Here is a 21550-nt window from a genome sequence, read left to right on the forward strand (position 1 = left end):
CGGAGCGTTGGCCTGCCGCCCCACCATGCCCATACAAGCGCTTGCTTACAATGTGACGCGCGCCACGCCCGCGCGTTCTGTCCGACCCGCGAGGCAGTATGGCGCCATGGGCGGTGACGTGCTCGAACGTTTCTCCCCGGCGACCCGCGCCTGGTTCACCGGGGCCTTCGCCGCGCCCACTCCCGCGCAGGCCGGGGCCTGGGACTCCATCGCCGGCGGCGACAACACGCTGGTCGTGGCGCCGACCGGGTCCGGCAAGACCCTGGCGGCCTTCCTGTGGTCCCTCGACCGGCTCGGCACCGAGGCCCTCCCCGAAGACCCGCTGCGCCGCTGCCGCGTCCTGTACGTCTCGCCGCTGAAGGCCCTCGCCGTGGACGTCGAGCGCAACCTGCGCGCCCCGCTGACCGGTATCCGCCACGCGGCGCGCCGCCTCGGCCTCCCCGAGCCGGACGTCCGCGTCGGGATGCGGTCGGGCGACACCCCGGCCGACGAGCGCCGCCGGCTGGCCGTCAGGCCGCCCGACATCCTGATCACGACGCCGGAGTCGCTGTTCCTGATCCTCACCTCGCGGGCGCGCGAGTCGCTGCGCGGGGTGGAGACGGTCATCGTCGACGAGGTGCACGCCGTGGCGGGCACCAAGCGCGGCGCGCATCTCGCGCTGTCCCTCGAACGGCTGGACGCGCTTCTGGAACGCCCCGCCCAGCGCATCGGCCTGTCGGCCACGGTCCGTCCCGCGGACGAGGTGGCGGCGTTCCTGGGCGGGCCGAGGCCCGCCGCCGTCGTACAGCCGCCTTCGGACAAGGTGTTCGAGCTCGACATCGTCGTCCCGGTGGAGGACATGGGCGAGGTCGGCCGGTTCGTCGACGACTCGGGGGCGCCCGACCCCCGCCAGCGCAGCATCTGGCCCCACGTGGAAGACCGCCTGCTCGACCTCATCCAGGCGCATCGCTCCACCCTCGTGTTCGCCAACTCCCGGCGCCTGGCCGAGAGGCTGTGCGGGCGGCTGAACGAACTCGCCTACGAGCGCGCGGCCGGCGGGTCCCTGCCGGAGGACCACTCCCCCGCGGCCACGATGGCCCAGGCGGGTGCCGCCAAGGGGGCGCCCTCGGAGATCGCCAGGGCGCACCACGGCTCCGTCTCCAAGGAGGAGCGGGCCGGTATCGAGAACGCCTTGAAGGAGGGCCGCCTGCCCGCGGTCGTGGCGACCTCCAGCCTGGAGCTGGGCATCGACATGGGCGCGGTGGACCTGGTCGTCCAGGTGGAGTCGCCGCCGTCGGTCGCCAACGGGCTCCAGCGGGTCGGGCGCGCCGGCCACCAGGTCGGCGCCGTCTCCAAGGGCGTCATCTTCCCCAAGTACCGGGGCGACCTCGTGCAGACGGCCGTGGTGGCCGAGCGCATGCGCGGCGGCGAGATCGAGGAGCTGCGGTACCCGCGCAACCCCCTCGACGTCCTCGCCCAGCAGATCGTCGCGATGGTCTCCATGGACGAGTGGACGGTCGACGACCTCGAATCCCTCGTCAAGCGCGCCGCCCCCTACGCCGCGCTTCCGCGGTCGGCGCTGGAGGCGTCCCTGGACATGCTCGCCGGGCGCTATCCCAGCGACGAGTTCGGCGAGCTCCGCCCCCGCCTCGTCTGGGACCGCGTGACCGGTGTGCTGCGCGACCGTCCGGGCGCCCAGCGGCTCGCCGTGACCAGCGGTGGGACGATCCCGGACCGCGGCCTGTTCGGGGTGTTCCTCGTCGGCGAGAAGGCGTCGCGCGTCGGCGAGCTCGACGAGGAGATGGTGTACGAGTCGCGCGTGGGCGACGTGTTCGTCCTCGGCGCGAGCTCATGGCGGATCGAGGACATCACCCCCGACCGCGTGCTCGTCTCCCCCGCCCCGGGCCAGCCCGGCAAGCTGCCGTTCTGGCACGGCGACACTCTGGGGCGCCCGGCCGAACTGGGCCGCGCGCTCGGTGCGTTCACCCGGGAGCTGGCCGAGCTCTCCCAGCAGGAGGCGCGGGAACGCGTCACCGCGTCGGGCCTGGACGACTGGGCCTCCGCCAACCTCGTCTCCTACCTGACCGAGCAGCGCGAGGCCACCGGCCACATACCCGACGACCGCACGATGGTCGTCGAACGGTTCCGCGACGAACTCGGTGACTGGCGCATGGTCGTCCACTCACCGCTGGGCGCGCGTGTGCACGCGCCCTGGGCGCTCGCCATGGCCGGCCGCCTGCGCGAGCGTTACGGCGTCGACGCGCAGGCCATGCATGCCGACGACGGCATCGTCATCCGCATCCCGGACATGGACGAGCCACCCGGCCTCGACCTGGCCGTCTTCGACGCCGACGACGTCGAGCGCATCGTCGTCGACGAACTGGGCGGCTCGGCGCTGTTCGCCGCCCGGTTCCGCGAGTGCGCGGCGCGCTCGCTGCTGCTCCCCCGCCGCCGTCCCGACAAGCGCATGCCCCTGTGGCAGCAGCGCCAGCGCGCCGCGCAGCTCCTGGCCGTGGCGAGCAAGTACCCGTCGTTCCCGATCGTGCTGGAGACCATGCGCGAGTGCCTGCAGGACGTGTTCGACGTCCCGGGCCTGGTGCAGCTCATGCGCGACATGTCCGGACGCGAGGTCCGCATGGTGGAGGTGGAGACCTCCGAGCCGTCCCCCTACGCGCGCTCCCTGCTGTTCCACTATGTCGGCGCGTTCATGTACGAGGGCGACTCGCCCCTGGCGGAGCGCCGCGCCCAGGCCCTCGCGCTCGACTCGGCGCTCCTCGCCGAACTGCTCGGCCAGGCCGATCTGCGCGAGCTGCTCGATCCCGACGCCGTCGCCGATACCGAACGCGAACTCCAGCGCCTCGCCGCCGACCGCCGCGCGCGCGACATGGAGGGCGTCGCCGACCTCCTGCGCGCCCTCGGCCCCCTGAGCACGGCGGAGGCGGCCGAGCGGACGCTGCCCGCGGGCCTCGGCTCCCACCGGGACGAGAGCGCGGCCGCGGACGGCGACGACGAGGCCGCCGAGGTGAGCGACCCCGTCCCGGACGCGGTGCTCGTCCAGGTGTCGCGGTGGCTGGCGGAGCTGGAGGCGACGCGGCGGGCGATCCGCGTGCGGATCGCCGGGGAGGAGCGCTGGGCCGCGATCGAGGACGCCGGCCGGCTGCGGGACGCGCTCGGCGCGCCCCTGCCGGTGGGCGTGCCGGAGGCGTTCCTCGAACCGGTCGACGACCCGCTCGGCGACCTGGTCTCCCGGTACGCGCGCACGCACGGGCCGTTCCGGGCGGCCGAGGCCGCCGCGCGGTTCGGGCTGGGCGTCGCCGTGGTCGTCGAGACGCTGCGGCGGCTGTCGGGCGCGGGCCGGGTCGTCGAGGGCGAGTTCCTGCCGGTCGGGTCCGTCACGGGTCCGCTGACGACCGAATGGTGCGACGGCGGCGTGCTGCGGATGCTGCGGCGCCGTTCCCTGGCGCGCCTGCGCGCCGAGGTCGAGCCGTCCCCGCCGGAGTCGCTCGGCCGGTTCCTGCCGGTCTGGCACGGCATCTCGGGCGGGTCGCGCTTGCGGGGCATCGACGCGCTCGTCCAGGCGGTCGAGCAGTTGCAGGGCGCGGCGGTGCCCGCGTCCGCGCTGGAGTCGCTGGTCCTGCCGTCGCGGGTGCCCGGCTACACCCCGGCCATGCTGGACGAGCTGACGTCGGCCGGCGAGGTCGTGTGGGCGGGCCAGGGAGGGCTGCCGGGCGGGGACGGCTGGGTGGCGCTGTACCTGGCCGACACCGCCCCGCTGCTCATGCCGACCCCGGCCGAGATCACGCTCACGCCCGTGCACCAGGCCGTCCTCGACGCCCTCGGTGACGGGGGCGCGTTGTTCTTCCGCACGCTGTCCGACCGCGTGAACAAGCAGGCCACCGCGAACGACGCCGACCTCGTCACCGCCGTGTGGGACCTCGTCTGGGCCGGCCATCTCACCAACGACACGCTGGCCCCGCTGCGGTCCGCGCTCGGGTCGGGCCGTCCGACGCACCGTTCCCGGACGACGCGCCGCGGGCGTCCCGTCCTGCCGTCCCGGACGGGCCCGCCCACGGTCGCCGGGCGCTGGTGGCCGCTCCCCGAGCGCGAACCCACCGCGACCCTGCGCTCGCACGCCCTCGCCGAAGCGCTCCTGGAGCGGTACGGGATCGTCATCCGCGGTGCCGTCGCGGCCGAACGCACCCCCGGCGGGTTCTCCGCCGTCTACCGGGTCCTGCGCGCGTTCGAGGAAACGGGGCGCTGCCGGCGGGGCTACTTCGTCGAGGGCCTGGGAGCCGCCCAGTTCGCGCTGCCCGGGGCCGTCGACCGGCTCCGCGCGCTCCGCCCGGCGGCGGCCGCGCCGGACGACATCTCCGCCCTCTGGGAGGCGCCCCGCAAACCCGGGGTCCGCGCGCTCGTCCTGGCGGCGGCCGATCCCGCCAACCCGTACGGCGCGGCCCTGCCCTGGCCGGAACGCGCCGACGAGGTCGCCAGCGGCCACAAGCCGGGCCGCAAGGCCGGCGCGCTCGTCGTCCTGGTCGAGGGACGCCTGATCCTCTACGTCGAACGCGGCGGGCGGACGCTCCTGACCTGGGACGACGACCCGGACGTCCTGCAACCTGCGGTCGACGCCCTCGCCCTGGCCGTCCGCGAGGGGGCGCTCGGCAAGCTGACCGTGGAGCGCGCCGACGGCGAGGCGATCAGCGACTCCCCGCTGGCCGCCGCGCTGGAGTCGGCCGGCTTCCATCCCACGCCGCGCGGGCTGCGGCTGCGCTCCTGACCGTCCGGGCCCCGGAGGGCAACGGTCACGGCGGCGGCGCACACCACCATGCCGAGGAGTGACGGCAGGGTGAGCGTGCTGCCGAACATCAGCCAGCCCCACAGCATCGTCGTGGGCGGTGTCAGGTAGAGCAGGGCGGACACGCGGGCGACACCCGTCCGCCGGACGTTGACCCAGTACAGCCCGTACCCGCCGAACATCGCCAGCACGACGAGGATGGCGATGGCCGTCCAGAACGCGGGATCGGCCGGCGGGACCAGCGAGCCGTCCATACCGGCGAAGCCCGAGAACACCACCGCGCTCACGCCCGCCTGGACGGCCAGCGCCTCCGGAAGCTCCAGCGAGGGGCGCGTGCGACGTTCCACGAGGGTGGCGCCGACGAGGGAGAGCATCGCGGCGAAGGGAAGAGCGTACGCCCAGGCCGGAGCGTCCGCGCTCAGGTCGCCGCCGACGACGAGCGCGACGCCGCCGAGCCCGGCGGCGAATCCGGCGAGCTGCCGGCGGCCGACGGGCTCGCCGAGCAGGGGCGCGGCGAGTGCGACCGCGACGAGCGGCTGCAACGCCGTGATCAGGCTGTTGACCCCCTCCACGACGCCGTGCTCGGCGGCGAGGAACACGCCGGAGAGGTAGCCGACCTGCCCCAGCGTCCCGATTAGGGCGTGCAGGGCCAGGTCGCGGGGCGGGATCCGGCGCCGCCGCCACAGCACCCAGATCCCGAGCGCGCCGGCGCCGATGACGAACCGCCAGGCCAGCAGCGCGCTCGCGGGCGCGCTCCGGGTGCCGAGCTCGGCGCCGACGAACCCGGAGCTCCACATGACGACGAACGCGGCGCCCAGCAGGGCGTCCGATCGGCGGATGTCCACTGGCCCTCCTCAGGTATACATACCGGTATACCTACACCATAGCCATACCGGTATGTATACTCAGAGTCACCCCAGCGGAAGGAGCCGCGATGCCCGTGCACGACCGGCCGCTCACCCCCGCCGCCCGGCGGGTCCTCCAGGTCGCGAGCGAGCTGTTCTACGAGCGCGGCATCGGCTCGGTCGGCATGGAGCTCATCGCCGCCGAGGCGGGCGTCACGAAGAAGACCGTCTACGACCGGTTCGGCTCCAAGGACGCGCTGATCCTGGCGTACCTGCGGGCCCGCGACGAGCGGTGGCGCGCCTTCACGACCGGCCGGATCGCCGAGGCCTCCGGAGCCCGCGAGCGGGTCCTCGCCACGTTCGACGCCCTCGGAGAGTGGCTGGCCACCGAGTCCGGGCGCGGCTGCTCGATGGTGAACGCCTGCGCCGAACTGCCCGACCCGGCCCACCCCGTGCACGGGGTGGCCGCCGAGCAGAAGGCGTGGGTGCGCGCCCTCTACGCGGACCTGGTGGGCGACGGCGCGCTGGCCGACCAGCTGCTCATCCTGCACGAGGGTGCGGTCGTCGCGTACAGCGTCGCCGGCGTCCGCGACGCGGCGGCCTCCGCCCGCGCCGCCGCCGAGGCGATCGTGCCCCGGCGGCTCAGCGCCGCCGCCCCCTGAACATGGCGACCAGCCCGCGCAGGGCCCGCTCGTCCATGGACCCGAACGGGTTGTCGTGGACGAGGTAGGTCCAGGTCGCCGAGGGCCGCTTCAGCCCCGCGGAGTCGAGGTCGACGCCGTCCTCGGATGCGGTGAGGGCCTCGAAGGCGGCCACGGACGCCTTCCGCGCGTCGGCCAGGAGCCGCTTGCCCGCCGGGACCGCCTCCCGGTTGAACTCGACCAGCGGGTCCAGGCCGCGGCCGAGCGACCGCAGATGGATGCCCTCGCGCAGGTCGGCGAGGAACCCCAGGTGCTCTGCCCAGCAGCGGTCCAGCTGGTACAGGACGATCTGCCGTGCGGCGCCCGCCACCGCGTCCGCGCCCGCGACCGCGGTCAGCTCGGCGTGCCGCTCCGGGGCGTCGGCCGCCATGGCCCGGTCGGCGGCGTCGCCGTTCAGGACGGCGTCGCGCTCGGCGAGCACCTCCCGCCGCTGGAGCCCGATCAGGTGGTTGTACCGCCACGTGTTGCGGTGCAGCTCCAGGTCGACGCCCTCCGCGACGCGCTGGGCGTGGCCGACGATCCAGTGCGCGCCCTTGTCGCTGATGCGCCCGTCGTCGCCGGTGGACGCCTTCGACTCCTCGTCCGGCGCGTAGCGGGTGACGAGGTCGTCCTGGAGGCTGGTGAAGAACACCGAGCCGCCGGGGTCGCCCTGCCGTCCGGCCCGCCCCCTGAGCTGGTCGTCCAGGCGGCTGCTGTGGTAGCGGCCCGTCCCGATGACCAGCAGGCCGCCGGCTCGCGCGACCCGGTCGTGGTCGGTACCGTCCCGCTCGGCCGGGGCCGTGCCCGGGGCGGACGGCGAGGGGCTGCCGCCCAGCCGGATGTCGGTGCCCCGGCCGGCCATCTGCGTGGAGACGGTGATCGCGCCGTGCGCGCCCGCCTCCGCGATGATCGCGGCCTCCTCGGCGTCGTTCTTGGCGTTGAGGACGACCCGGTCGAGCCCGGCGCGGGCCAGGCGGCGGGCGAGCCGCTCGGACTCGGCGACGTCGCCCGTCCCGACCAGCACCGGGCGGCCCGCGGCGTGCGCGGCGGCGATCTCCTCGACGATCGCGACCTCCTTGTCGGCGGCGGTCGCGTAGAGGCGGTCCGGCTCGTCCTCGCGGACGCACGGCCGGTTCGGCGGGACGACCGCGATCCGCAGCGAGTAGAACTCGGTCAGCTGCCCGGCGACGGCCATCGCGGTGCCCGTCATGCCGCACCGGACGGGATAGCGCCCGATCAGCTCCTGCACGGTGATCGAGTCGAGGATCTCCCCGCTCGGGGAGGCGTCCAGGGCCTCCTTCGCCTCGACCGCCGCCTGCAGGCCGTCCGGCCAGCGCTGCAGCAGGGCGACCCGGCCCCGTGACTCGCTGACGAGCTTCACCGCGCCGTCCCTGACGATGTAGTCCACGTCGCGGTGCAGCAGGGCCTCCGCGTGCAGCGCCACGTTCACCGCGGTCAGGGTGGCGAGGTTCTCCAGCGCGTACAGGTCGAGCCCGAGGACGCGTTCCACCTCGCGCGCCCCGGCCGCCGTGAGCCGGACGTTGCGCGCCTCGTCGTCGGTGGCGTAGTGCAGCCCGGGGCGAAGCCGCCGGACCAGGTCGGCGTACCGCGGGCCGTCGGCGCCCGAGTCGTCGGCGCCCGCGAGCACGAGCGGGACCATGGCCTCGTCCACCAGCACCGAGTCGGCCTCGTCGATCAGCGCGACGGACGGCTCGGGCAGCACGAGGTCGGCGGCGCGGGTGGCGAGCCGGTCCCGGAGCAGGTCGAACCCGACCTCGCTGACCGGCGCGTACGTCACGTCCGCCCGGTACGCCTCGCGCCGCTCGGCGGGCGTGGACGACTGGCCGACCCAGCCGGTGGTGACGCCCAGCATCGCGTAGAGCGGGCCCATCCACTCGGCGTCGCGCCGCGCCAGGTAGTCGTTGACCGACAGCACGTGGACCCGGCGGCCGCGCAGCGCGTACCCGGCCGCCGCCAGGGCGCCCGCCAGGGTCTTGCCCTCGCCGGTCGCCATCTCGGCGACGTGCCCGGACAGCAGCGCGAGCGTCCCGACGAGCTGCACGTCGAAGGGCCGCTCCCCCAGCGTCCGGCGGGCGGCCTCCCGGCCGAGGGCGCACAGCTCCGCGAGGTCCTCCTGCTCGCGGAGGGCGGACGCGGCGGCGGTGAGCTCCGCGTCCGGCAGCTCCCGGACGCGGGACTCGCGCGCCGCGGCCTCGTCCACCAGGGCGCGCAGCGGCGCCAGATCGACGCTTCCGGGCTTCTGGACCAGGCGCCGCAGCCGGTCACGCAGCGCCATGACGTCCCCTCGGTTCGTCGCTCACGGTTCCCCCAACGGGCGGCTGGAAGTCGGCGTTCCCATGATCTCAGGGCGGCGGCCCCGCGGATGTCCGGGGCGGGTCTCCGCTGTTGGTCTGACCCCGAAGTCATTCCTCGGGCGGATCCCCTCCAGCCCCTTCGTTTGAGAGCATTGGCCGCATCACGGGGTTTGCGGTGGCCAAGGGGAAAGTGTCACCGCGGAACGGGGTTTCGGCATGACACCTACGGCACGCAAGGCCGCCGCTCTCCGGCGCAAGCGTCAGATCATCAGCCAGACCGTCATCGACCGCGCGCTGAACGACCCTCGGCGCCATCCGGAGGTCGTCGTCGCGGCGGCGCCCGCCAAGTAGGGGAACGGTCCACCGCGCGATCGGGAAGCGCCTCCGCCCGCCCGGCGGAGGCGCTTCCCGCTTTCGCGGACGCGCCTTCCTACGATGCCCCCGCGGCCGGGAAGACGTCGTCGCGGGCCTGCTCCAGCGCCGCGTGCAGGGCGCCGCGCAGGACGGGGTCGCCCTCCACGCCGGTGACGGCGACGGTGGGGCGGGTCGGGCTGATCCGGCCGACGATCGACTCGATGCGGGTGGCCAGCGGCCCCCCGCCGGCCCGGCCGAGGATTCCCGACAGCACCACGAGCCCGGGGTCCAGGACGATGTTGACCGAGGTCACGCCGTAGGAGATGCGGTCGGCGAGCTCGTCGAGGAACGCCCCGCCGCGGTCCTCGTCGGCGGCCGCCGCGCGGACGCAGTCCACGGCGGTGGGCTCGGCGATGCCGTGCTCGTGCGCGAGAGCGCGGACCGCGTCCGCGCCCACCAGGGCCCCGTAGCCGCCGGCGAGGGTCGGGATCCCCCAGGTCGTCGACTCGGTGACGCCCTCGTCCCGCGCGGCGCGCCGGGCGGCCCCGACCGGCAGCGGCGCCCCGGGGACGGGCAGGTAGCCGATCTCCCCCGCGCCGCCCCACCGGCCGCGGTGCAGCCGCCCGCCCAGCATCACCGACAGGCCCATCCCGCGGTCCAACCACATGAGCGCGAAGTCGTCGGCGTCGCGCGCGGCCCCGTAGGCCCGCTCGGCGATCGCGGCGAGGTTCACGTCGTTCTCGATGATCACCGGGCGGCGCAGGTCCGTGCGCAGCGCGGCGAGGACGCCCTCGTGCCAGGCGGGCAGGTCGAAGGAGAACTGGACGTCGCCGGACTGCGGGTCGACGACGCCCGGCGTCCCGATGACGAACGCGCTCAGCCTCGTCACCGCGACCTTGGCGGAGCGGCACGCCTTGACGACGGCGCTGTGCACCGTCTTCACGGGATCGTCGGCGCCGTTCGGGTCCACGGTGACCTGGGCGACGATGTGCCCGGTGATGTCGGCGACGCCGGCCGTGACCCCGTCCGGCCCCACCTCCAGGCCCGCGACGTACGCGCTGGACGGAACGACCGCATAGAGTGCGGCGTTGGGGCCCCGCCCCCCCGCCTGCTCCCCCACCACCGAGACGAGCCCGCGCTCCTCCAGCCGGGACAGCAGCTGGGACGCGGTCACCTTCGACAACCCGGTGTGCTCGCCGATCTGCGCGCGGGTGAGCGGGCCCTGCTCGACGAGCAGGTCCAGCGCCGCGCGATCGTTCAGCTCACGCAGCAGTCTCGGCGTTCCCGGGCGTCTTCCCATTCTGACCCCTGATGTCTCAATCCGCTAACGAGCAGTTTTATTTAGGAAAGTTTCTTGTTAGTTTACGCCCAAGCGCCGACCGGCACGGTACCCCGGGTCGGGGGCGCGCGCAGAGCGCGGACTGGCGAGCAGTGCGCCCGCGAGCGATGCGAACGCGAGAGGGGCATGGCTGGGACCCTAAAGGGTCCGCGCCGTCTCCCCCTCGCACCGCAGGCCACAAGGCCGCGCGAGGCGATGCCGGAAAGGAACCCCCAGTGAAGTACATCAAGGTTGCGGCCGTGACGGCCGCGATCGCCCTGGCCGCCACGGCCTGCGGCGGCGACGAGAAGGACGGCGACGCGGGCGGCGGCAAGGACCCGGCGAAGCTGAAGGTCTGGATGATGGGCGACGGCACGCCCGAGCAGACCAAGTTCCTCGACGGGGTCGAGGCCGAGTTCAAGCAGAAGCACCCGAGCACCGACGTCCAGGTCAAGTACGTGCCGTGGCCGCAGGTCGCCACCACGTTCCAGAAGGCGGCGGCCGGCGGCGAGGGGCCCGACGTCACCGAGCTCGGCAACACCGACGTCCAGTCCCACATCGAGCAGGGCAGCCTGGCCGACATCACCGACGAGTTCACGGGCTGGGCGGACGGCAAGACCCTGAACAAGACCGCGCTCGGCAACGACACCGCGGACGGCAAGACCTACGCGGTGCCGTGGTACGGCGGCGTCCGCGGCGTCTGGTACCGGACGGACTGGTTCCAGGAGCTCGGCATCCAGCCGCCGAAGACGTGGGCGGACCTCTCGGCCGCCGCGAAGAAGGTGCAGGACTCCAAGAAGGTCCCCGGCATCGGCATCCCGAGCGACCAGACCAACGCGCTGCTCAGCTTCGTGTGGGGCAACGGCGGCGAGGTCGCGGTCGACGACGGCAAGGGCGGCTTCCAGGGCCGGCTCGACCAGCCGCCGGCGGTCGAGGCGGTCAAGTACTACGCCGGGCTCGTCACCACCGAGAAGGTCGCCCCCGAGAAGTACGTCGGCAAGAACGAGCTGGAGGGCCCGCAGCGCGACTTCGCGCTCGGCAAGCTCGGCATGTACGTCGACGGCAGCTGGGCGCTCAAGGAGATGAAGAAGATCTCCGAGAAGAACGCCGACAAGTGGGGCGTCTTCCCGATCCCGACCAAGACCGGCGGCAGCGCCCCGGTCATGGCGGGCGGCTCCGACCTCGCCGTCTGGAACGACAGCAAGGCCAAGGGCGCGGCCTTCGACTACATCACGGTCCTGAACAACGCCAAGAACGCCAAGGGCTGGGCGGACTACAGCGGCTTCTCCTCCATGCGGTCGGACGTGAAGTTCTCCGATCCCAAGCTGGAGGTCTTCACCTCGATCGCCGGCAACACCAAGTTCCCGCCGATCAGCTCCGGCTGGGGCGAGTTCGAGCAGGCCAAGAAGGTGCTGCCGAACGCGGTCAAGGCGATCATGCAGGGCAAGTCCGCCGAAGAGGAGATGAAGAAGGCGAACGAGCAGGCCAACACGCTGCTGAACCCCTAGCACCCGGCTGATCGGAACGTCCATGCTCGACACCGCTCCCGCGGTGCGGAAAGCGCCCGGCCGGAAAACGTCCGGCCGGGCGCGCCCCCGCCGCAGGCCCCGCTTCGGGCCCTACCTGCTGATCGCGCCCACCGTGGCCGTGATCGCCGTCCTGATGTTCTGGCCCATGATCCAGATCGGGATCATGTCGTTCCAGAAGGTCGGCAACCGCCAGCTGCGCGGCGAGCCGGCCGAGACGGTGGGGACCGAGAACTTCGAAAAGATCTTCAACGACCCGTTCTTCTGGCAGACCCTCAGGCACACCGTGCTGTTCGCCGTCGTCGCGGTGTCCCTGACCCTGGTCGTCGGGACGCTGGTGGGGCTGCTGCTCAACAAGCTCGGCAAGCGGATGTCGAGCTTCGTCGCCGGCGGCGTGATGGTCGCCTGGGCGACCCCGCCGGTCACCGCCGCGATCATCTTCAGCTGGCTGTTCGGCACCACCGGCGGCCTGGTCAACTGGTGCCTGGACCTGCTGCCGGACCTCCTCGTCGGCGGCGGCTGGAGCGACTACAACTGGTTCGCCACGCCGCTGTCCACCTACACCGTCCTCACCGTGTGCGTCGTCTGGCAGGCGTGCCCGTTCGTCGCGGTGTCCGTGCTGGCCGGGCTGAAGAGCGTCCCGGGCGAGCTGTACGAGGCCGCCAGGGTGGACGGCTCCGGGCCGTGGCGGACGTTCTGGAGCCTCACCTACCCGATGCTCAAGCCGATCTTCCTCGTGCTGGTCGTCATGTCGATCATCTGGGACTTCAAGGTCTTCACCCAGCTGTTCATCATGGCCGGGATGGCCAACCGCGACGCGTTCAACCTGTCGCTGTACGGCTACTCCGAGGCGTTCGGCTCGCTCAATCCGAAACTCGGCATGGGATCGGCGATCGCGCTCGTGCTCACGCTCATCCTGCTCGTCGTCACCGCCCTCTACGTGCGGGTCATGGTCCGTCAGGGGGAGACTCGATGAGGCGCCTGACGCGCAAGCTGCTGCTGAACGGGACGGGCCTGCTGGTCTTCCTGATCGCGGTGTTCCCCGTCTTCTGGATGGCCTCCACCGCCTTCAAGCCCAACACCGAGATCTTCAGCACGACGCCGAAGCCGCTGCCGTCCCACCCGACGCTGGAGCACTTCGACCTGGTGCTGAACGGCGGCATCGCCGAGGTCTCCTTCTGGGAGTACTTCCGCAACAGCGCGATCCTGGCGCTCGTCACCGTCCTGGCGTCGGCGCTGCTGTCGCTGATGGCCGCGATCGCCGTCGCCCGGTTCCGGTTCCGCTTCCGCACCACGTTCCTGATCATGCTGCTGGTGGTCCAGATGGTCCCGTGCGAGGCGCTGGTCATCCCGCTGTTCCTCGACCTGAAGCAACTGGACCTGCTGAACAGCCTGGCCGGCCTCGTCATCGTCTACATCGGCTTCGCCGTCCCGTTCGCGATCTGGATGCTGCGCGGCTTCGTCGCCGCCGTGCCGCGCGAGCTGGAGGAGGCCGCCGCCATCGACGGCGCGGGCCCGGTCCGGACGTTCCTGCGCGTCATGCTCCCGCTCGTCGCGCCCGGCCTGGTGGCGACCAGCATCTTCTCCTTCATCACCGCCTGGAACGAGTTCATCTTCGCTTTCACGTTCCTGGACGACCAGACCAAGTACACCCTGCCGATCATGCTGCAGTTCTTCTTCGGCCGCAGCGGCAACGCCTGGGGGCCCATCATGGCAGCGTCGACGCTGCTCACCATTCCCGTCATCGCCTTCTTCCTGATCGTCCAGCGCCGCATGGTGTCCGGGCTGACCGCCGGGGCGGTGAAGGGGTGACGACCGACGACATCGCGACCACGGCCGAGATCGCCCGGCTCGCACGCGGCACGCTGCTCCCGGCCTTCCCCGGCGCGACCGCGCCCCGCTGGTTCCTGGACGAGCTGGAGGCGGGCCTCGGCGGCGTCACGCTGTTCGCGCTCACCGGAAACGTCCCGAGCCCGGAGTCGCTGGCAGCGCTCACCGCGCAGATGCGCAAGGCCGGCGACCCCTTCATCACGATCGACGAGGAGGGCGGCGACGTCACCCGCCTCGGCGGCCACGCGACCGGCAGCCCCTACCCGGGCAACGCCGCGCTCGGCGCCGTCGACGACCCCGAGCTCACCCGCCGCATCTACCGCTCGCTCGGCGCCGAGCTGGCCGAGGTCGGCGTCAACTTCAACTTCGCGCCGTCGGTCGACGTCAACACCGCCGCCGACAACCCGGTCATCGGCACCCGCTCGTTCGGCTCGGACCCCGCGCTCGTCGCGCGGCACGCCGCCGCCGCGGTCACCGGCACCCAGGAGGCGGGCGTCGCCGCCTGCGCCAAGCACTTCCCCGGCCACGGCGCGACCGTGGACGACTCCCACCTGGGGATCCCGCTCGTCGACGCCGACCTGGACCTGCTGGACCGCCGCGAGCTGGTCCCGTTCCGGGCGGCGATCGCCGCGGGCACCCGCGCGGTGATGACCGGGCACCTCAGCCTGCCCGGCATCACCCGCGGGGTGCCGGCCACCCTCTCCCAGGAGGCGATCACCGGCCTGCTCCGCGAGCGCCTCGGCTACCAGGGCGTGATCGTCACCGACGCGCTCGACATGCGGGGCGCGAGCGGCGCGATCGGCATCCCGGAGGCGTCCGTGCGCGCCCTCATCGCGGGCGCCGACCTGCTGTGCCTCGGCCCGCACGAGCACGCCGAGACCGTCGAGGCCACCCTCGCCGCGATCGACGAGGCCGTCCGCACCGGGCGCCTCCCGCTCGCCAGGCTGGCGGACGCGGCCGAGCGCACCCGCCTGCTCAGGGAATGGCTCGCCGGGCACAGCCCCGCCGTCGTCGACCGGCCCGCCGGCCTGGAGGCCGCCCGCCGCGCCGTCCGCGTGACGGGCGCGCTGCCCGGCTGGACCGGGCCGCCCCTGATCGTCGAGACGGAGTCCAGCGGCAACATCGCGGTCGGCCCGACGCCCTGGGGCCTGCACCCGTGGGCGCCCGACGCCGTCCGGGCCGACGGGACGGACGGGACGGCGGAACGTGTCTTGGATCGTGCCAAGGGCCGCGGGCTCGTCATCGTCCTCCGCGACGCGCACCGGCACGCCGGCCAGCGCGCCCTCACCACGGCCCTGCTCACCGCCCGCCCCGACACCGTCGTCGTGGAGATGGGCCTTCCCGTCTGGCGCCCCCACTCCGCCGTCTACCTGGCCACCTACGGCGCCGCCGCCGCCAACGCCCAAGCCGCCGCAGAACTCCTGGGGTTGTGTTAATCGTCGGAGACCCACGGCGCATCGTCGGACAAGAGCCCGGTTCCGGCGGTGCGTCGTGCTTTGCAGTGGACGCGGGGCGGGCCGGGTGAGTCGTCGGTTACGGGAGGTACTGGGCCTGGCCGTGGCCGAAAGACCAGTCCGCTTGGGTGTTCTCGTGGATGACTATGAAGACGTTGTGGGGCGCTACGTCAGCGCGCTCGTGGGCTAGGGCGCATACGCGTGCGTAGAGCTTCTTCTTCTGGTCGTCGGTGCGGCCGGCGCGCATGGTGATGTCGATGTAGACGATGCCGTCATCGCGGGGGATGTCCAGGTAGGTGCCGTGGCGGAGCGTGCCCGTCGTGCCGTCGTGGCTGGTCAGTATCTGGAAGCGGTCGTCGGCGGGGAAGCCGATCGAGTCCATGAGGGCCTGGTGGACTGCGTCTCCGAGTGCCTCCAGCTGGGGAGGCTCCATCCGGAGGGCGTCTATGCGGACCAGCGGCACGATCACGTGTCCCTTCGAGTCGAGTGAGTACATACTAGTAGGTACACCTCCGGGAACCGGAGTGGTCCTACCGGCAAGGGATAATGCGACTATGCGATTGTCCGCCCGGGTCGACTACGCGCTGCGCGCCTCCGCCGAGCTGGCGGTCGCCGGGAGTCATCCGGTGACCGCGGTCCAGCTCGCCGAGGCCCAGCAGATACCGCCCAAATTCCTGGAGAACATCCTCGGCCAGCTGCGCCGGTCCGGGATCGTCCGGAGCCAGCGGGGACCCGAAGGCGGCTACTGGCTGGCACGTCCGGCCGAGCGGATCTCGCTGGCCGACATCATCCGCGCCATCGACGGGCCGCTGCTCGGAGTGCGGGGCGAGCGGCCCGAGCACGTGGGGTACGAGGGGCCCGCGCGGTCCCTGCAGGAGGTGTGGATCGCACTGCGCGCCAGCGAGCGGTCCATCCTGGAGCAGGTCACGCTCGCGCACATCGCCGCCGGGGAACTGCCGGCGCCCGTCCAGAAGCTGACCGAGGACCCGTCGGCCTGGGAAAGCCCCTCCCTGATCTGACATGCCCGAGGGCGACGTCGTCTGGCTGACCGCCCGGCGCCTGCGCGAGGCGCTGAAAGGGCGGGTGTTGACGCGCTCGGACTTCCGCGTGCCGAGGTACGCGACGGCCGATCTGCGCGGACGGACCGTTCTGGACGCGGTCCCGCGCGGCAAGCATCTTCTCGTGCGGGTGGAGGGCGGGCTGACCGTCCACACCCACCTGAAGATGGAGGGGCGCTGGCAGATCCGCAGGGCCGGGCCCCCTCCGCGCGACCACCGGGTGCGGCTCGTGCTGGCGAACGCGGAGTGGCAGGCGGTCGGGTACTCGCTCGGGGTCGTGGAGTTGCTGCGCACCGACGAGGAGGGCCTGGCGGTCGGGCACCTCGGGCCCGACCTTCTCGATCCGGCGTGGGGGCCGGAGATGGCGGCCGAGTCCGTCGCGCGGCTGGCGGAGGAGCCGGAGCGGGCGATCGGCGAGGCGCTGCTCGACCAGACGAGGGTCGCCGGGATCGGCAACGTCTACAAGGCCGAGGTTCTGTTCCTGCGGGGCGTGAACCCGTGGACCGCCGTAGGGAACGTTCCCGACATCTCGGCCCTTGTGCGGCTCGCTCACCGCCTTCTGGAGGCCAACAAGGAGCGGCACGGCCACATCACGACCGGTGAGCTGGGGCGCGGCCGGGAGCACTGGGTGTACGGGCGCGCCGGACGGCCCTGCCGGAGGTGCGGCACCCGCATCGAGCGGGCGGAGCAGGACGAGCGGGCGACCTTCTGGTGCCCGCACTGCCAACCGGTCGGCGCCCGCCCTGCCGCCTGAGGCTTCAGAGCGGGTCGCCGCCTTTCCGGGTCGCCGGATCCTGCGCCCATGTGGAGATCGTGCGTCGGGTGCGACCCCAAGTCAATTCTCGGGTTCTGTTGGGGAGCTCCTCGGTCTAGCTTGGGTTCGTGACGTTGGACGATCTTCGTGTGTTCGTGGCGGTCTGCGCGGCGGGAAACCTGAGCGCGGTGGCCCGCGACCTGTCGTGCAGCCAGTCGGCCGTCAGCCAGCACGTCAAGCGGCTCGAACGCGAGACCGGGCTCGTGCTGCTGGAGCGGCGCCCGCGCGGGGTGGTACCGACCCGCGCGGGGCGCATCCTTCAACGGGCGGCGACCGAGGGCATCGCCGGGCTGGACGCCGCGCTGCGTCAACTCGACGACCTGCGCCGCGGGGTCGGCGGCACCGTCCGGGTCGCGACCGGGGCCACGACCGTGCGGCACTTCATGGCTGCGGGGGTGGCGGAGTTCCGGGACCGGCATCCCGAGGCGGCGCTCCAGTTCGAGACCGCCGGGTCGAGCCGCCGCTGCCTGGAGGCGGTGCGCTCGCACACGGCCGATCTCGCGTGGGTGACGATCGGGCCGCCGCTGGAGGGAGTCGAGCAGCGGGCGTCGTGCGAGCTGCCGTGGGTGCTCGCCGTGCACGTGGACGATCCGTTGGCCGCGCGGGCGTCCGTGGTGCTGGGCGAGCTGGCCGCGATCCGCTACATCGAACTGCCGGCGCACTCGACGTCCCGCGTCCACCTGGAGATGCATCTGGAACGCCACGGGGTGCGCCTGACGTCCACCACGAGCGTCGCCGACTGGGACACCGCGCTCCTGCTGGCCGAACTGGACCTCGGCCAGGCGATCCTGCCCGCCCTGCCGGGGTGGGGAGGAGGGCAGGGGGACGTCCGGCTGGTTCCGATCCAGGAACTGCCGCCGCTCACCGCCGGATGGGCGGCGCGCCGCTGGGACGCCCTGACCCCGCTCGCCGTCGAGTTCGCCGAGACCGTCCTGGCGCATCTCTGATCAGCGCACGGTCACCTGGCCGTTCGCGACGGTCAGCGCCGCCTGCGGGGCGCCTCCGCCGCAGTGAGGGCCGTTGGGGAACGTGGCCTTCGGTGTGACGTCGAGGCGACGGGCGAGGTAGGTCCGACCTTCCGTGTCGCGCAGTTCGAGCGTGACCTGGACGGGCGCCTCGGGCAGTCCCTCGACCCGCGCGAAGCCCGACTTGCCTCCGTCAGGGGACGCGGAGGCGCCGCATACGGCGTCGGGGCCGTCGCCGTCGCAGCCGGTCGAGACGGCCTTCGATGTCGGGTTCAGCACGATCCGGGGCTCCTGACACGTCCCGTTCCAGCACACCCGCAGGGACGCGGACGCGACGCGGGAGCCGTCGGGAACGATCAGGTTCATGCCGGACTCGGACCCGATCAACGTGCAGGGACGGCCCGCGCCGCCGGCTTCGGAGCCGCAGGCGGCCAAGGCGAGCAGGGCGGCGGCGAGCGGCACGGCTCGGGAGAAAGGGCGCATTCCCCAATGATCGGCAGATTGCGGGCCGGATCGCGGCGGAACGCGAAAACCCCGTCCCCCGCCAGGCGGCGGGGCCGGGGTTCGCTGTCGCGGTCGCGTCCTGTCAGGTCTGCGCCTGGAACATCCAGTGCTGCTTCTCGAGCTCTGCGGTGATGCCGACGAGCAGGTCCTGAGTCACCTGGTCCGGCTCGTCGGTCGCCTCGATGCGCTCCCGGAACCGCGCGATGATCTGCGCGAGGATGTCGGTGATCGCGGCGACGACCTTGTCGTCGGCGAGATGGCCGGCCTCCAGCTGCGGGATCGACGTGCGGTCGGCGACCGTGCGGGCACGGCCGTCGGGGTTCGCCCCGATCGCCACGGCGCGCTCGGCGACGTCGTCCTGACCGCTGCGGGCCAGCGCGACGACTTCGTCGAGGTGCTCGTGGACGACCTTGAAGTTGCGTCCGGTGAGGTTCCAGTGCGCCTGCTTGGCGACCAGTGCGAGATCGATCAGATCGATGAGAGCGCCCTGCAAAGCGTCCCCGGCGGCCTTCATCGCCGCCTCGGTGAGCGGGCTCTTGACCGACGCCATGAACGGGCTCCTTCCGCATCGTTACGGTTATCCGTTACAACACGGGAGGATCCCCGGAAATGCCGAGTTCATGCCGTGAGGCCGCGCACACCCGCGGCCCGGGTCGGGGCATGAACGCGCCAGAAACGGTCAGGCGGCGACCATGTCGGCGCGAAGCTCGCCGGTGATCTCCTCCGGGGTCTCCGGAATGCTCTCGGCGGAGATGCGCTCGTGCTCCGGCGCACCCGCCATGACGGGCTCGTGCTGCAGCTCGGCGAGGGCAAGTTGATCCGCGACTTCCCTCAGCACGTGCGACAGCGGGACGCCCAGGGCTTTGCAGATAGAGGAGAGCAACTCCGAAGAGGCCTCTTTCTGCCCCCGCTCGACCTCAGAGAGGTAGCCGAGTGACACCCGCGCTGCCGCGGACACCTCACGGAGGGTGCGTCCCTGGCGCAGCCGCAGCTGCCGCAGTACGTCACCGAGCAGCTGGCGAAGCAGGACCATCGTCTCGCTCCCTCCCTCAGTTCGGACCATCTGCCGGTTCCACCGTACCCGCCTTGGCGGTGGCCGTGGCAGACCGTTGATTTCGTGTTCGCTCGGAACGTAACGCTGTAATCAGCCCCGATCTTCCCGATCTGCCCGAGCCTCCCCGCTCTCGTCGGCGACGTCAAGTCCCAGCAGCCGACGTCTCAGCAGCTCAAGCGCGTGCACGACGGTCATCCGCCGGACCACCGCGCGGATCTCCGGCCCCGTGCCGGGCACCGGGAGCTTCGGGCCGACCACCGAGAGGGAGTCTCCAGGTCCGGCCAAGCCGACATAGACCGTTCCCACGGGACGGCCGTCCTGCGGGTCGGGGCCGGCGACGCCCGTCACCGCGAGCCCGTAGGTCGCCCCGAGCTCGTCCCGGACCCCCGCGGCCATCCCGGCGGCCACGTCCGGGTGGACGGCCCCGTGCTCGGCGAGCAGGTCGCCCGGCACGCCGAGCAGCCTCCGCTTCAGACCGGTGGCGTAGGCCACCATGCCGCCCGCGTAGGTGCCGGACGACCCGGGCGTCGCGGTCAGCTCGGCGCCGATGAGTCCGCCGGTCAGCGACTCGGCCGTGGCGACGGTCTCGTCCCGGTCCAGGAGCAGCCGGTGGACGACCAGGCTGAGCGACTCGTCCTCGACCCCGTAGACCGACGGGCCGAGCAGCTCCCGGACCCGCGACTCCACGCCCGCCAGCCGTCCGGCGGCGTCCCGGCCGGCCACGGTGATGCGGATCTTCACCTCGGCGGGGTCGGGCAGGTAGGCGAGCTTCACCCCGTCCATCGCCTCCACCTCGGCGAGACGGGTCGCGACGACCGACTCCCACAGCCGGGCGGTGCGCAGCGTGCGGCGCGCGACGGAGGGCAGCCCGGCGATCTCCGCGAGCTCCGGGAGCACGACCTCGTCCATGATCGTGCGCATCTCGAACGGGACGCCCGGCAGCGCGTAGGCGACGCCGCCGGGCAGCTCGACGCGCAGGCCGGGCGCCGAACCGGCGGAGTTGGCCAGCAGCCGCGCGCCCTCGGGGACGTCCGCCATGCGCAGCGCCATCGGCTGCAGTTCGCGGCCGGACCGGGCGACCCGCTCGCGCAGCCGCCGCTCCAGCGCCGGGTCGCGGACGAGGGCGACGCCCGCCGCCCTGGCGAGGGCGTCGCGCGTCACGTCGTCGTAGGTGGGGCCGAGCCCGCCGGTGGTGATCACCGCGTCGGCACGGTCGAGCGCGGACGCCACCGCCGCGACGATCACGTCGAGCTCGTCGCCGACGACCACGCTGCGGGTGACCTCGACGCCGTGGTCGGCGAGCCGGCGGCCCAGCCACGCGGCGTTCCCGTTGATCGTGTCGCCGAGGAGCAGCTCGTCCCCGACGGTGAGCAGTTCGACCCGCATCGCGTCCCCGTCCGTCCCCGTCGCGCGGGATCGGTCCCCTCGCGCGAGCGTTCCCGAATCTACCGGCGCGGACCCGCGACGGGCCCGGCGGACCGCCGGTTCACCGGAAAGACCGACCGAATGAGGACGCCGCCGGTTCCGCCCCTTCACACCGGCCCCACCGGCATAACGCTTTTCCGTCGTCGCGAAAAGAGACGGCCGCGTTTATGTCCGCCGCGTCCGGACCGTGCCGGACGCTGCGCGCGGCCGGGGCACCGCCCGGGACGCGCATCGTCGCCGCACGTCACCGGCCCCGGCGGCCGACAATGGCAGGAAGCGCAGGTCACATTGTGAGTCAAAACTCATTCCGCCGATTCGTGCACGGGGACGCCGACAGGGATAATCGAATAGCGCGGGGCGCCCTAAAGCGGGGCCGCGGGGCCACGACCGGGGTGGGCGTGGTCCCGCGGCCCATCTGAACCCCCGACAGGCGGGGCAGCACGGCGCCGCAGCGGCGGGCACAGGACCGCTGGACCATGCTTGCGAGCGGGCCCGCCAGCCTGGCGGCCGCCGTCGCCGGACGGCTGAACGCCGAGACCGTCAGCCAGAACGTCGCCCTCATCGTCCAGGTGCACGACGAACGACTCCTCCCCCGACACCTCCAAACTGACGAATGCGCGTCAAGTATCGCCCG

The 21550-nt window shown here is 72.9% G+C and carries 18 protein-coding genes and 1 pseudogene; 10 read left to right on the top strand and 9 right to left on the bottom strand.

Features of this window, described 5'->3' with window-relative positions:
- Positions 1-106: 106 nt before the first annotated feature.
- Complete coding sequence (locus tag CHC11_RS17075; protein WP_179278873.1) at positions 107-4756, top strand: Lhr family helicase; 4650 nt, start codon at positions 107-109, stop codon at positions 4754-4756.
- A 77-nt stretch (positions 4757-4833) separates the two neighbouring features.
- Here the strand turns inward: CHC11_RS17075 and CHC11_RS17080 are convergent.
- Positions 4834-5571: pseudogene (locus CHC11_RS17080) on the bottom strand (DMT family transporter); the annotation flags it as partial.
- Positions 5572-5708: 137 nt separating this feature from the next.
- Here CHC11_RS17080 and CHC11_RS17085 point away from each other — a divergent pair.
- Complete coding sequence (locus CHC11_RS17085) at positions 5709-6281, top strand: TetR/AcrR family transcriptional regulator (RefSeq protein WP_089312741.1); 573 nt, start codon at positions 5709-5711, stop codon at positions 6279-6281.
- On the opposite strand, the gene secA2 is transcribed toward CHC11_RS17085, so the two are convergent.
- The gene (secA2, locus tag CHC11_RS17090; protein ID WP_089312742.1) at positions 6262-8595 is read right to left on the bottom strand and encodes an accessory Sec system translocase SecA2; all 2334 of its coding nucleotides are present in this window, start codon (positions 8593-8595) and stop codon (positions 6262-6264) included. The two genes, CHC11_RS17085 and secA2, sit on opposite strands and share 20 nt — an antisense overlap.
- A 235-nt stretch (positions 8596-8830) precedes the next feature.
- Here secA2 and CHC11_RS43450 point away from each other — a divergent pair, with 235 nt between their 5' ends.
- Positions 8831-8965: a hypothetical protein gene (locus CHC11_RS43450; protein ID WP_281258333.1), complete on the top strand. Its 135-nt coding sequence runs from the start codon at positions 8831-8833 to the stop codon at positions 8963-8965.
- Between the two features lie 79 nt (positions 8966-9044).
- On the opposite strand, the gene CHC11_RS17095 is transcribed toward CHC11_RS43450, so the two are convergent.
- Positions 9045-10268: an ROK family transcriptional regulator gene (locus CHC11_RS17095; RefSeq protein ID WP_089312743.1), complete on the bottom strand. Its 1224-nt coding sequence runs from the start codon at positions 10266-10268 to the stop codon at positions 9045-9047.
- Between the two features lie 254 nt (positions 10269-10522).
- On the opposite strand from CHC11_RS17095, the gene CHC11_RS17100 reads away from it, so the two are divergent.
- From CHC11_RS17100 to CHC11_RS17115, 4 genes are read left to right on the top strand one after another with little or no spacing between them, the layout of a single operon-like run.
- Complete coding sequence (locus CHC11_RS17100) at positions 10523-11794, top strand: extracellular solute-binding protein (RefSeq protein WP_089312744.1); 1272 nt, start codon at positions 10523-10525, stop codon at positions 11792-11794.
- Between the two features lie 22 nt (positions 11795-11816).
- Positions 11817-12788 carry a carbohydrate ABC transporter permease gene (locus CHC11_RS17105; protein WP_089312745.1) on the top strand — a complete coding sequence of 324 codons (972 nt, stop codon included), beginning with the start codon at positions 11817-11819 and terminating at the stop codon, positions 12786-12788.
- A complete protein-coding gene (locus CHC11_RS17110; protein ID WP_089312746.1) occupies positions 12785-13624 on the top strand; it encodes a carbohydrate ABC transporter permease in 840 nt (279 codons plus the stop codon). Before CHC11_RS17105 ends, CHC11_RS17110 begins: the two co-directional genes overlap by 4 nt.
- On the top strand, positions 13621-15078 hold the full coding sequence (locus tag CHC11_RS17115) for a glycoside hydrolase family 3 protein (protein WP_245919329.1): 1458 nt from the start codon (positions 13621-13623) through the stop codon (positions 15076-15078). The genes CHC11_RS17110 and CHC11_RS17115 overlap by 4 nt, the downstream gene beginning before the upstream one ends.
- A 97-nt stretch (positions 15079-15175) precedes the next feature.
- On the opposite strand, the gene CHC11_RS17120 is transcribed toward CHC11_RS17115, so the two are convergent.
- Positions 15176-15592, bottom strand: coding sequence for a tautomerase family protein (locus tag CHC11_RS17120; RefSeq protein ID WP_245919331.1), 417 nt, complete (start codon positions 15590-15592; stop codon positions 15176-15178).
- A 58-nt stretch (positions 15593-15650) separates the two neighbouring features.
- On the opposite strand from CHC11_RS17120, the gene CHC11_RS17125 reads away from it, so the two are divergent.
- From CHC11_RS17125 to CHC11_RS17135, 3 genes are all read left to right on the top strand, one after another.
- Positions 15651-16115, top strand: coding sequence for an RrF2 family transcriptional regulator (locus CHC11_RS17125; RefSeq protein WP_089312747.1), 465 nt, complete (start codon positions 15651-15653; stop codon positions 16113-16115).
- Position 16116: 1 nt separating this feature from the next.
- The gene (locus CHC11_RS17130) at positions 16117-16908 is read left to right on the top strand and encodes a DNA-formamidopyrimidine glycosylase family protein (RefSeq protein WP_089312748.1); all 792 of its coding nucleotides are present in this window, start codon (positions 16117-16119) and stop codon (positions 16906-16908) included.
- A gap of 128 nt (positions 16909-17036) precedes the next feature.
- Positions 17037-17915 (top strand): LysR family transcriptional regulator, encoded by an 879-nt coding sequence (locus CHC11_RS17135; RefSeq protein WP_089312749.1) that lies wholly within the window; start codon positions 17037-17039, stop codon positions 17913-17915.
- On the opposite strand, the gene CHC11_RS17140 is transcribed toward CHC11_RS17135, so the two are convergent.
- From CHC11_RS17140 to CHC11_RS43885, 5 genes are all read right to left on the bottom strand, one after another.
- On the bottom strand, positions 17916-18416 hold the full coding sequence (locus CHC11_RS17140; protein WP_143227099.1) for a hypothetical protein: 501 nt from the start codon (positions 18414-18416) through the stop codon (positions 17916-17918).
- A gap of 103 nt (positions 18417-18519) precedes the next feature.
- Positions 18520-18987: a Dps family protein gene (locus CHC11_RS17145; RefSeq protein WP_089312751.1), complete on the bottom strand. Its 468-nt coding sequence runs from the start codon at positions 18985-18987 to the stop codon at positions 18520-18522.
- Between the two features lie 129 nt (positions 18988-19116).
- Complete coding sequence (locus tag CHC11_RS17150; RefSeq protein ID WP_089313015.1) at positions 19117-19470, bottom strand: helix-turn-helix domain-containing protein; 354 nt, start codon at positions 19468-19470, stop codon at positions 19117-19119.
- Positions 19471-19581: 111 nt separating this feature from the next.
- Complete coding sequence (locus CHC11_RS17155; protein ID WP_089312752.1) at positions 19582-20877, bottom strand: CinA family nicotinamide mononucleotide deamidase-related protein; 1296 nt, start codon at positions 20875-20877, stop codon at positions 19582-19584.
- A 334-nt stretch (positions 20878-21211) separates the two neighbouring features.
- Positions 21212-21544, bottom strand: a complete 333-nt coding sequence (locus tag CHC11_RS43885; RefSeq protein ID WP_425427329.1) for a DUF1990 family protein — start codon at positions 21542-21544, stop codon at positions 21212-21214.
- Positions 21545-21550: the final 6 nt, after the last annotated feature.

The sequence above is a fragment of the Actinomadura mexicana genome (assembly GCF_900188105.1).
Taxonomy (GTDB): Bacteria; Actinomycetota; Actinomycetes; order Streptosporangiales; family Streptosporangiaceae; genus Spirillospora; species Spirillospora mexicana.